Origin of the sequence: Peribacillus psychrosaccharolyticus ATCC 23296, from assembly GCF_000305495.1 — a bacterium.
Lineage (GTDB): Bacteria > Bacillota > Bacilli > Bacillales > DSM-1321 > Peribacillus > Peribacillus psychrosaccharolyticus.
This window is the reverse complement of record NZ_AJTN02000209.1, coordinates 17961-29998: the sequence shown is the minus strand read 5'-3', so window position 1 is coordinate 29998 and position 12038 is coordinate 17961. Positions and strand designations below refer to the sequence as shown.

Annotated in this window: 11 protein-coding genes; 2 read left to right on the top strand and 9 right to left on the bottom strand. The window is 38.9% G+C overall.

All coding sequences use genetic code 11. From position 1 onward, the window contains the following. The coding region (locus tag WYK_RS14965; RefSeq protein ID WP_040375278.1) for an IS110 family transposase at positions 1-767 on the bottom strand (767 nt) is incomplete at its 3' end. A 1263-nt stretch (positions 768-2030) separates the two neighbouring features. Between WYK_RS14965 and WYK_RS14960 the strand changes: the two genes are divergently transcribed. Beyond that, positions 2031-3695, top strand: coding sequence for an alkaline phosphatase (locus WYK_RS14960; RefSeq protein WP_040375277.1), 1665 nt, complete (start codon positions 2031-2033; stop codon positions 3693-3695). Between the two features lie 48 nt (positions 3696-3743). On the opposite strand, the gene WYK_RS14955 is transcribed toward WYK_RS14960, so the two are convergent. Then, entirely contained in the window at positions 3744-4424 is a 681-nt protein-coding gene (locus WYK_RS14955) for a M50 family metallopeptidase (protein WP_040375276.1), read from the bottom strand. A 201-nt stretch (positions 4425-4625) separates the two neighbouring features. On the opposite strand from WYK_RS14955, the gene WYK_RS14950 reads away from it, so the two are divergent. Further along, the gene (locus WYK_RS14950; protein ID WP_040375275.1) at positions 4626-5186 is read left to right on the top strand and encodes an FAD-dependent oxidoreductase; all 561 of its coding nucleotides are present in this window, start codon (positions 4626-4628) and stop codon (positions 5184-5186) included. A 45-nt stretch (positions 5187-5231) separates the two neighbouring features. On the opposite strand, the gene WYK_RS14945 is transcribed toward WYK_RS14950, so the two are convergent. The 7 genes from WYK_RS14945 to WYK_RS14915 all read right to left on the bottom strand — a co-directional run bounded on the left by WYK_RS14945 (position 5232) and on the right by WYK_RS14915 (position 11940). After that, positions 5232-5624, bottom strand: a complete 393-nt coding sequence (locus WYK_RS14945) for an acyl-CoA thioesterase (protein WP_051387548.1) — start codon at positions 5622-5624, stop codon at positions 5232-5234. Between the two features lie 12 nt (positions 5625-5636). Further along, the gene (locus tag WYK_RS14940; RefSeq protein ID WP_040375274.1) at positions 5637-6389 is read right to left on the bottom strand and encodes an SDR family NAD(P)-dependent oxidoreductase; all 753 of its coding nucleotides are present in this window, start codon (positions 6387-6389) and stop codon (positions 5637-5639) included. Between the two features lie 719 nt (positions 6390-7108). Next, on the bottom strand, positions 7109-7855 hold the full coding sequence (locus WYK_RS14935; protein WP_040375273.1) for an SDR family NAD(P)-dependent oxidoreductase: 747 nt from the start codon (positions 7853-7855) through the stop codon (positions 7109-7111). A 32-nt stretch (positions 7856-7887) separates the two neighbouring features. Next, the gene (locus WYK_RS14930) at positions 7888-9525 is read right to left on the bottom strand and encodes an AMP-binding protein (RefSeq protein WP_040375272.1); all 1638 of its coding nucleotides are present in this window, start codon (positions 9523-9525) and stop codon (positions 7888-7890) included. Between the two features lie 17 nt (positions 9526-9542). Continuing rightward, the gene (gene menB / locus WYK_RS14925) at positions 9543-10343 is read right to left on the bottom strand and encodes a 1,4-dihydroxy-2-naphthoyl-CoA synthase (RefSeq protein WP_040375271.1); all 801 of its coding nucleotides are present in this window, start codon (positions 10341-10343) and stop codon (positions 9543-9545) included. Positions 10344-10359: 16 nt separating this feature from the next. Continuing rightward, a complete protein-coding gene (locus tag WYK_RS23355) occupies positions 10360-10764 on the bottom strand; it encodes a hotdog family protein (RefSeq protein WP_051387546.1) in 405 nt (134 codons plus the stop codon). A gap of 15 nt (positions 10765-10779) precedes the next feature. Beyond that, on the bottom strand, positions 10780-11940 hold the full coding sequence (locus tag WYK_RS14915) for an acyl-CoA dehydrogenase family protein (protein ID WP_235782523.1): 1161 nt from the start codon (positions 11938-11940) through the stop codon (positions 10780-10782). Positions 11941-12038 lie beyond the last annotated feature (98 nt).

Below are 12038 nucleotides of genomic sequence, written 5' to 3'. Positions count from 1 at the left end.
ATCAGCTCTAATTTGGCCATGCTAGAGCCTTGACGAAGTCCGATGGACTCTCTGGCTGCTCTCTTTAACTCTTGTATTTTGTTCAGTCCCACACTCCGTGTAACAACTTTTCTTAGGTGAGCCAATAAATTCTGATCAGAGAAATCAATAAGTTCATGCGGTAAGGCTTCCAGCCTTAAAAATTGCAGAGCTGCTTTACCTTCCCAGCTTTTAAAGACCGTCAAAAACTCAGGAAAATATCGGTCTATCCAGTTGTGGACTTGGCCTTGAACCGTTTGAAGGTCAACGGTGAGGAGATCACGAATTTTCTTCGCCACGCGGAGTTCTGCATAAACTCCTTGCGGAATCGTAGGTTCAGCGTATCTCCCATCCTTGACCAACTGTGCAATGACTCTGGCATCTTTCACATCATTTTTAGTCGGTGAATTATCGTCGAGTTCCTTGCTTTTCTTTACGTGTAAAGGATTAACTGCAACAAACTTCATCTCATTTTCTTTTAGAATGTGAGCTAAGTTCAGCCAATAATGCCCGGTAGGCTCCATGCCTACCATCACTGTTTCCATGCCTTGTTCTTGCTTTAGTTGATAGATCCATTCCAAGAAATATTGAAATCCCTGCTTGGTATTTTCAAAATAACAAGGGGAACCAAACTCGATCCCTCTATAGTCCTGCGCTCGAGCGACATGTTTGAACTTAGCAATATCGACACCTATAATTAATGTCTGAGCAGTAATTTGAGCAATTTTTTCATTTGGGTTATAATTCATGGTAATGCCTCCTGGTATATGAGTACTATCCTTTTCGCTGGCCAGCTTTAGGACTCTCTCATTCTACCAAGAGGTTATTTTTTTGTTTCAAATCTCATTTTCATTCATTACAGGAATGCTGCCCCGTTAGTGGAAGAGAGGGCAAAATGACCGTCTAGTTAACATAATTCAACTTATCGGTAATAAAAACATAGGATTAAACAGCCAATCATAAAAATTATTAAAAACTCTAAGTACTGCAGTCCTTCGGGTTGATTTATTCAGGAATCATACCTACTCATAATGCCTTAAACCCATGAATCTCCCTTCCAAAGAATAGCGTATTGACAAGTAATTTTTAGTATTTTAAATTTGCACACTAAAAAAGGACCTAATACGACCTTTTTCTCCAATCTTTTATATATAAAAAATTTCTGACATTAAGGTAATATTAATCATAGTGGTTGTTTTTTTTTGAATCTATTTGATTCCTATGAAACATCTTATTATCTCCTTAAACAGGGGCTATGCACTTAAAGTCCTTTAGAACTTTCCTAACCCATTGATTTTCAATGTTTACTTCACCACCATGAAGAAATGAACACCTTCAAGCATACATATCTTCTCCTGTAAGAAATTGATATTCGTAGCTATCAGCACTGATATAATGAGAATATTTCTGTCTTAAATAGTCATTAAACCCTTTATCTAGTTTACATAAACCTTTATTGGTACAGGAGTGAATTTGCGCAGCGTTTGTTCAAACAATTAATCGATGAAAGAGACCTTCTAGGAAGAACGAAAATGATAAGCATTTGAACGGATAATTACTGATGTCGTAGTAGCGATAGAGGAAAATCAAAGGTTATAGTGGATTTTTTATGTATTTGAAGTTGGATACTATAACTTAGTTTATTTATTTGTTGGATTTATTTTTTCTAAAATTGATAATACCAATAAAACGAACATCCCTCTTTTTTGTATAATACTTTTTTCCCGTTTTTTATTTTGAAAGCGGATTCATTCAATTGGTTAGTTCATTGAAAATGGCAAGTTCCCTACTATTTTTATGGTTATTTGAATAATTACTTTCTTATTTACATAAAATATATTTTTATGAATAATTACCCATTTTGTCCATACAATCTATCATTTCGATACATTCAAAAGTATAATTTAACCAATTATTAAAATATTTCAAATTTACAAAAATAACAATCTGCATTAATATTCATGCACTAATATTTTTCTGTAAGCACTACATACTTTAATTGGAGGGATTTTATGAAGAAGGTAAGCAGAAATTTAGCGGTTGTTGCAATGGCAAGTGTCGTTACTCTGTCATCTATTGGCTTGGCGGTGGATAAGAGTGATGTTTTAGCCAAAGGAAAAAAGGAAAAAAATGAACCGACTAATGTCATCATGATGGTTATGGATGGAAGCAGCGACGATCTTGTTACCTTATCCAGATGGTATAAAGGTGGTAACCTAGCCATGGACAGCATATTAACTGGTGGAGTACGAACCTATTCTGCGGAGTCAGCGATCACAGATTCTGCTCCTGCTGGTACCGCTCTTGCTACTGGTAATAAATCGAATGATAAATTAGTAGGTGTTTTACCTTCTGTTGTTAATTCTCCAGGCCTAAAACCTATAAGTAAGGAAGATGAACTCAAACCAGTAGCCAATGTATTAGAGGGTGCTAAACAACAAGGAAAAGCAACCGGTATTATTTCCACTTCTGAAATACAACATGCTACCCCAGCTGGTTTTTCTGCACATGCGACTCACCGCAGTAAATATGGAGATATTGCTGAGCAGCAGGTTTATCAAAATATCGACGTTGTTTTAGGCGGTGGAAAAGAAGCACTTACTCTTGGTACGGCTAAAAATTCACGTACTGATGGTGAGGACCTTCTTCAAGTATTAGATCAGAAAAACTACGAATTTGTTGAAAATAGAACCGATTTACTTAAAAGTAAATCAAATAAGTTATGGGGCAGCTTTGCACCAAATGAGCTCGCCTATGATATGGACCGAAAGAAAACCAAACCCACTCAGCCAACTCTAGCAGAAATGACAACAAAAGCCATTACTACCCTTAATAAAGATAAAGATGGATTTTTCTTATTTGTGGAAGGAAGTAAAGTAGATTGGGCTGCACATGCAAATGATACGATTGGTATGATTAGTGATGTCTTGTCGTTCGATGATTCTGTTCAGGCAGCTCTTGATTTTGCTAAAAAAGACGGAAATACAATGGTGATCGCCGTAACGGATCACGGTAATAGCGGAATCTCCATGGGAAATCTAAATACAAACGCAACCTACCCGAGCCTTCCTGTATCCGCCTATATAGACCCATTAAAAAAAGCAACAATGACTATTGAAGGAGCATTGAGTCAACTTAAAACAGATCGTTCCAATCTAAAAGAAGTGGCTAAATTATATGGGTTAGATGATCTTACAACAGAAGAATTCGACCGATTAATGTCCACCGAAAAATTATCAGCTGAAATGGTCAAACTGCTTGCTAATCGAGCTAACATTGGGTATACAACGGGTGGACATACAGGTGGAGATGTTTCCCTATACGCATACGGTCCAGCACAATCGAAACCAACTGGACTCGTTGAAAATACAGACCTTGCTCATTCCGTAGCAAAGTTCATGAATTTTGATCTAAAAAAATTGAGCGATCAACTCTATATCGATGCCGAAAAAGTGTTTAAGAAAAAAGGATATACGACGAAACTCGATCAGACTGACCCAAATAATCTTGTTTTTGTTGCTGCGAAAGGAAAAACAACCTATAAAATCCCAGTTAACAAAAATATTGTTATTGAGCAAAAAAATAAAAAGGAAACGATCAAAACCGTCACCACAATCAATGTCTATAATGAAAAAGCGTTTTATGTATCTGAACAAGTGTTGAAGTTAGTAAAATAACAGCTAAAACCTCACACGGTGTCAAGCTGTGTGGGGTTTTAGTATGAGTCACCTTAATTTTAAAAAAGGGAAAAATCTTCTCATGGCTATCCAGCCAAATAATAAGGATTGAGCAAAAAACAACAGTCCCCAAAATTGGGTCGGGATGAAATAGGTGATTTCCCCAAGGTTAGCAGCATCACCGGCATGTAACGGCGTTTGAAAACTCATGTACATAATTTCAAAGGCTGATGTAATCGATTCGTTAAATATAATAGACACTAGGAAAAGGATTACATTTTCTTTAACTCGTGCCTTCGCTTTCAACAGTAACCATACAAAACCAATACTAAATGTGATAATCCAAAAGAAACCATATAAATTTCTGACCCAGAATATCAGGCTAAGTCCTAAGATAACCAACAATAATATACTGATCATATTGTGTTTTCCTTTGTATACTAAAATCATAAAGGTGCATGCCATAAACGATGCAAAAATATATCCGGCTAGCGATGTAATGAATTGACCAATCCAAAAACGGTGACTAGAGTAGGCTACCCCTTCCGTGTTTGCAAATAATTGAATGTTATGTGCTTTACCGAACGTTACTATACTACTTAGTTGGTGTCCTACTTCATGTATGAGTGTATTGGCTACAGCAAAGTATTTACCGGCAATTGGCAGTTCTATTAGTATCAGGGCAAGAAGTAAAAACAATAATAATTTCGATTTAGAAGTAGTAGTCAATACAGGCACCTCTTTTTATATGAATATACTCAGTATACTCTACTTCAATCCTTAGATAGAAACATTGTTTCAAGTATCACTTGTTTAAAAAGAGTCCTAAAAACCGGCTTAGAATTTTATCCGATTATTCAGTATATATTAGTACCGGCCTCTTTCCAAAGTTTGTTAAAATGATACTGATAAAAAAAGGAGGATGTTTATATGTATGAAGTAGCGATTATTGGAGCTGGTCCGGCTGGGGGAAGTGCAGCAATATTCACAGCCAAAGCTGGTAAGAAAACAATTGTTCTTGATAGTAATCAGAGCATCACTAAAAAAGCTTGGGTAGAAAATCATTACGGAGTTGCCGAAATTACAGGTCCTGATCTAATTACAACAGGGATTGCTCAAGCAAAAAAATTTGGTGCTGAAGTATTACAAGCAAAAGTTGTCTCCTTAACTAAGCTAGATGAAGGTTTCTCAATTGAAACAGATACAGGAACTGTTGAAGCCAAACATATCATTCTCGCAACTGGAATGCTATCTGATTTAGCAGAAGCAGCTGGTATTGCCACAAGAGACGGCATAGAACCTAGAACAAAAAGAATCTACGACGTTGATGCTTCCGGTAAAACAAATATTGATGGAATTTGGGCTGCTGGAACATGCGCAGGTGTGAGTATTCATACGATTATAACCGCAGGTGATGGAGCTAAAACAGCCATTAATCTGATTAGTGAACTCAATGGGGAACGTTATGTAGATCATGATCTATTAAAATAATTTTTATCATAAACCCAACGGAATGCATTCGCAGTCCGTTGGGTTTTAATCGAAGTGCGATACAATGTTAGGTTCGACTGGGATACTTTTTCTAGTGATGAGATCAAACATTACGAAGGTTTTATTACATTCCGTAGTTTGTATACCATCTTGATTGTAAATTTCTTGTTTAAATTCGAAACTTTTCGTACCTAAGCGTACTGGAATGGTATGAATAGTTAAGGTATCTCCTACTCTAGCTTCTGCTAAATATAAGATATCAAATTTCAAAAGAACCGTACCTACATTTTTTTCTAGTAAATCTGTTAAAGGCACCCCGGCTTTCTTGTACCAATCTCCCATTCCCCTTTCTGAAAAAGAAATATAGTTCATATAATTAACATGACCGATTTCATCGATATCTGTTTCTTGAATTTTTATTGCTAACGAAGTGTTCATTTGCTCATCTCCTTATTTTCCCAACAACGTTCCTCCATCAACTACAATCGTTGTACCAGTGATAAATGAAGCTTCCTCACTCGCTAAAAACAGTAAGACATTCGCAACTTCTTCTGGGTGTCCTACTCGTCTCAATGCATTCGCTGTTGATAATATTTCCCATTTTGAAGAGTTTTTCCATTCTGTCGTAATGGCTGTATCAATAATACCCGGCGCAATCGCATTCACCCGGATATTGTGCTTGCCGTATTCCAGAGCTGTACTTTTTGTGACCGCAATTACACCGCTTTTTGCAGCAGTATAGGCAGCTAGAAGCTTCTGTCCTTTAATTCCTGCAACACTAGCTGTATTAATCACGGAACCTCCCCCGTTTTTCAGCAGTTCAGGAATACCATATTTCATCCCATAGTAAACACCATTTAAACACACATCCACGACTTTCTTCCAATCCGCAACTGGTATATCTGAAAGCTTATTTTCAGCATGTGAAATACCTGCGTTATTTACTAATATATCTAATCTTCCATACGTATCCACTGTTGCCTTTACAAGATTCTCCACATCTTCAGGATTACTTACATCAGTATAGAGATATTCGGCGCTACCCCCGTTTTCATTAATTAGTTGGACTGTTTCTAAACTCAATTGTTCATTTCTATCACCAATCATTACCTTGGCACCTTCCAGCGAAAAACGTAAAGCCGCTGCTCGTCCGATCCCGCTGCCGCCTCCCGTGATGATTGCAATCTTATCTTCTAGACGCATGTAATCACCTAATTTCTTTAGAATTGGAAGCACACTTTCTTGCCATTAACGTTTTATGGTTCATTTAGAAAACGGTTTCAAAAAAATGTCTTATAAAATAAATTCGGTTAAGGGTCATCGATTTCCTCTAAATGTGTTATAAATAAATGATCGTTCCCAAGTACCATTCCATCCAAAGAACGAGAAAATAAAACACCTAGCAAATTGATTCTAGGTGTCTTTCATTTAACTATATTTGTATCTGCTTTAGCCAGCTCTCAAACAGATTGTTATGTAGCTCATAAGAAAGACTTTTCCTGGTGGGAAAAGCTTGTTGTGTTACAGTCAATTTTAATCTATTTATCTATTCTTTAATAGCGTTTCCCAGCTATATACTCAATTAAATTTAGTGAGACCTGCTTGACCCCATCACTGAAATAGGAATAGTGGGAAGATATCCTCCCATTGCGTTCAACCCATTTATCATCCGGTACCGCTTCTTTACAAACATACCCATTAGGCAACTACTTTTTGTTTTTTACCAGTTTGACTAGGAAAAGACGTCCTGTGTAAGGGCATCTTTTCTAATGCTTGTATTTATGCCGTCTTCTTACTGCATTCCTTAGTCTAGCATGGGCCAGGGGCAAGTATCGGGACAGATAGAATTGTCTTGTCCGTATCCTACGGATCTCCGAACGCTGCACTCAACGAAGGTTTCTAGAGGATAAAAGCCCACTAGTTTAACACATCGTTAAACCACCGTTGACTGAGAGTGTTTGACCGGTTACATACCCTGCTTCGTCTGAAGCAAAATAGGCTACGGCATTTGCAATATCACTTGGCTGTGCCAAACGTCTAAACGGAATGGCTTTTTCTAACGCAGCTGCAATCCCTTCATTTTGCAAACCAATTTCCTGGAACAAAGGTGTGTCTGCTGGACCTGGAGCAATACAATTAATGTTTAATTTATGCCTGGCCATTTCTCTTGCCAGCGTTTTTGTAAAAGCAATCACCCCGCCTTTTGCTGCTGAGTAAACAGCCTCCCCGCTGGATCCAACTCTTCCCGAATCTGATGCGATATTAATCACTTTTCCATAACCATTCTTGATCATAACCGGCAACACTTCTTTGCAGGTATGAATCTGCCCCATCATATTTATGTCAATAATTGTTTTCCATGTACTTGGCTCACTTTTCAGAAATGGTTCAATTTTATCCCACCCTGCATTATTCACTAACACATCAATTGTCTGAAAATGAGTCAAGGAGGCGGCGACCGCTTCTTGGACGCTTTCCAAATTGGTTACATCACAATACACCGCGACCGCTTCACCGCCTTCTTTTTGAACAATAGAAGCTGTTTCTTCTGCATTCTCCCTATTTACGTCTGAAACGATTACTTTCATAGACTTTGATGCTAATATTCTCGCGATCTCTCTGCCGATTCCTCTGCCTGCACCAGTTACAAACGCTACTCGTTGAACCATATATATCCACCTCTTTTCATTTTGTTTCTTGCCTATACCTGATCCTGAATCAGCTGATTAATTCGTTCTCTCAACCGAAACTTTTGGATTTTACCACTAGGTGTTCTGGGAAATTCATCAATAGTTTCTACATGCTCCGGCCAATATTGTTTAGCTATTCCTTTTTCGGAAAGAAATGCTTGTACGGATTGTAAGGTAAGTGGTGTTTTCCCTGCCTTCATACTAATGAAAGCGCATGCTTTTTCTTGCAGCCTAGAGTCTGGCATGGCAATAATTTGGACAACGGATATATCTGGATTCTCATAGAGAACATTTTCAACATACGCGATAGGGATGTTTTCTCCCCCCCGGATAATAATATCCTTATTCCGACCGGCAATTCGAATGTACCCCGCTTCATCCATCACCGCTCGATCGCCTGTGATAAACCAGCCGTCCGTATACTCATCCATCGTTTTATCTATTTGCTTCAAATAACCGACAAATAAGGCAGGTCCCCGGCATAGTAAATCCCCTTCTTCATTAGGGCTGCAGGTATCTCCTTGAAAATTGACTACCTTCAGTTCCATTCCGGGAAAAGCAACACCGTCCGTGCTTATGAGTATTTCTTCTGAATCATCAAGCTTCGTTAAGGTAACCAAACCATTTTCTGTTTGGCCCCATCCTGCTAAAATCGTAAAAGGAACTTTTTCAGCGGCTTCTTTTACTAGTGCTCTCGGTATCGGTGCACCGAGGGCAACGAACGTTCGTAGTGAAGTAAGATTATAATTCTCTATGCCTTCATATTGGACCGTATCTTGTAAAAATGGAGTAGCGCCTGCTGTAAAGGTAATCTTCTCTTTTTCCACCCATTCAATAAACTCACTCGGATTCCAAATATCTTGATAAACAGCTGTGCCTGCATAGTGTGTCGGCAGACGCACTCCATACCCAAATCCAGTTTGGTGAGCAAATGTCGATGCCATAAACATGATGTCGTCAGAAGTTAAACGTAATCGCTCTATCCAATAATCTGTTGAAATACACAGGGTATTATGTGTATGCATCACCCCTTTAGGACTGCCTGTCGTTCCTGAAGTAAAAATAATTTCAGTGACGTCATTGGGATCATGGTCAATTTTATCAAGGATAGCGGGATCCATTCGTTCTTCCCACGGCTCATTAAGCAGGGAGGAAAATGATTGCATTCCAGCTGGGACATGATCTCCAATCACATAGACATGCTCCATGGAAGGCCATTGTGGTCGAAGCCGTTCAATCATGGCTGGGAAATCAAAACCGCGGAATTGATCAGGAACAACAATCATTTTAGATTCGACCATCCCTACCATATAACCAATCTCTCTATCACGGTAGATAGGAATTAATGGATTACTGATCGCTCCAATTCGAGTGACTGCGTAATGCAGAATAACGAACTCATTCCAGTTAGGAAGCTGAAATGAAATCACATCTCCCTTTCCTAGACCTAATTCACTAAGGCCTAATGCCACTCTATCCACGAGCTTGCCCAGCTCTTGATACGTATAACGGCTTTTTTTATCGATGATGGCAGTTTTATCCGGATTTTTATCAATTGCATCTTTTAAATAATCCAGTATCGTTTTATTGGGCCAAACTGATTGGTAACGCTCCACGTATTCCGGGCTTAAAATGGTTTCGATATTCATTTGTCCCATCCCCCTGATTACCTTCTAAATTTTTTAAAATCCACTGGTCTCTTTTCAAGAAATGCATTCTTTCCTTCTTCCGATTCTTCCGTATTATAAAACATAGCAAGACTACTCATCGATAATTGAGAAATTCCTTGGATGTTTGCACTATCTGCATTAAACGAGTATTTGAGCATTTTAAGTGCAGTTGGGCTTTTTTGAAGAATCTTTTCTGCCCATTCTTCTGCTGCTTGCTGCAGTTGGTCAGCAGGCACAATTTTGTTCACTAGTCCCATTTCCTTCGATTCCTGTGCTGAGTATTGTTCACACAAGTACCAGATTTCTCGAGCCTTCTTCTCCCCAACAATACGGGCTAAATACGCAGAACCAAATCCTGCATCATAGCTCCCTACCTTAGGGCCGCTCTGACCAAATTTCGCCTTCTCTGAAGCAATCGTTAAGTCACAAATCACATGAAGAACATGGCCGCCTCCAATGGCAAATCCGTTAACAGCAGCAATGACCGGCTTTGGTATATTGCGAATTGTTTGATGAAGTGTCTCTACTTCGAGGCCAATTCCGCCTCCTAACCCTCCGGAATAATCATATCCGCCTTCTTCTCCTTTTTCTTTCTGATCACCTCCTACACAAAAGGCTTTTTCTCCAGATCCTGTTAGGATCACCACACCAATACGGTTATCATCCCAAGCATCGCGGAATGACCAGATTAATTCCTGAATGGTTCTTGCTCGGAATGCGTTGTAAACTTCCGGCCGATTAATCGTAATCTTTGCTAGTCCATTCGTCTTTTCATATAAAATATCAGTCAATTCCATATAATTACCTCCGTCATCATAAAAGTTTAAGGACAATTTGTCCCTTAATTACATCCATACCTTCTTCATTCATACAGGTGACTTTTTCAGTAATCCATTTGCGTTGTACATTCATATCAATGATTTCGACTTCCGCTGTTATCCTGTTGTTAATATAAACAGGATAAATAAAGACTAACTCCTTTTGCATAAACGCATATGGTCTTCCTGACAGTTCAATCCCAATTACCTCTAAAATTAATCCCTCACTTAAGATGGCTGGTACTAATAGCTGCCGTTCCTTCTCAAGTAATGGTACTTGTTCATAGAAGACATGTATATTTCTTGTGAAACAGCCCCATTGCTTAACATCATCAAGCGTAAACGTTCTTTTCATTCTAGCAATTTGACCAATAAAATAGCCATCTTCTCCTGTTTTCATATCCATAAACCCCAATTAATAAGAACGAAATTCTTTCCCTATAATATCTTTAGCGATAACCATTTGATTCGCTTGAGCGGTTCCATCACCAATTTCTAAGCCAATAACATCTCGCAGTCGCTGTTCAAGCGGCATTTCCTTTGTATAAGCATAGTGTCCATTCAGCAATAAACATTCGTGAATCGCTTCTTGGCTGTATTTGGGTCCTAACCACTTAACTAAAGCCGACTCCTTTGAATGCTTCAGACCTTGATCACGAAGCCAAAGTCCGCGATATGCCTGCCATTTAACCATTTCTAACTGAGCAAAATGCGTAACAATGGGGAACGAGACGCCTTGGTAAGCAGCAAGCGGTTTTCCAAAAGAGTGCCTATTCTTCACATGCTCTATTGTTTCATCAAGACTTTGAGTGGCTGCTCCTACACATTGCAAACCAATTAATAAACGGCTGAGATCGAAGCCGTTCATCACTTGAGCAAACCCGTTATTCTCAAGACCGATTAAATTCTCCTCAGAAACTTCTACATCATTTAAGTAAATGGAACCCCTGCTTATTGGAATATTGCCTAAATCTTCATACCCTCTCGTTTCGACACCCGGTAAGTTTGCCGGTACGATGAAAGCACTGATTCCCCGATTACCCAAATCAGGATTTGTTTTAGCAAAGATGATGAATGCATCACCAGACGTCGCAACGCTTATTCCAGATTTTTCTCCATTAAGGATGTACACATTTTCTTTATGTACAGCAGTCGTCTTAATCCCTCCAGCATCAGTGCCCGCTGAAGGTTCTGTTATAGCGATTCCAACGATCTTTTCACCAGAAGATATCATTGGCAGCCACTCTCTCTTCTGATCTTCACTTCCATGATTCGTAATGATTTCTCCAATTAAAGCATTCAGCATGACTGCATAGGTTAGATTGAAATCTCCTCTACCAATTTCTTCAGCTGCAATCCCAGTCGTAACGCAGTCGGCACTGCTCCCGCCATAATCAAAAGGAATCCGAAGGCCATTTACGCCTAACTCGCCAAGCTTCTTCCACAAATGCTTCGGGGTCACCCCTTCACGATCCCACTTTGTATAATTAGGAAGTAGTTCCTGTTTCGCAAAGTCCTTTAGCATTTTACGAAAATGTTCTTGTTCTTCTGAGAATGAAAAATCCAATTTAATCACTCCTTTACTTAAACTATTTGCAAGTATCATGCCAACCCTGATACGGCGAGGGAAACCCAAACAACATGATTCATTCATTCGCATGAATAAGAGTTTTC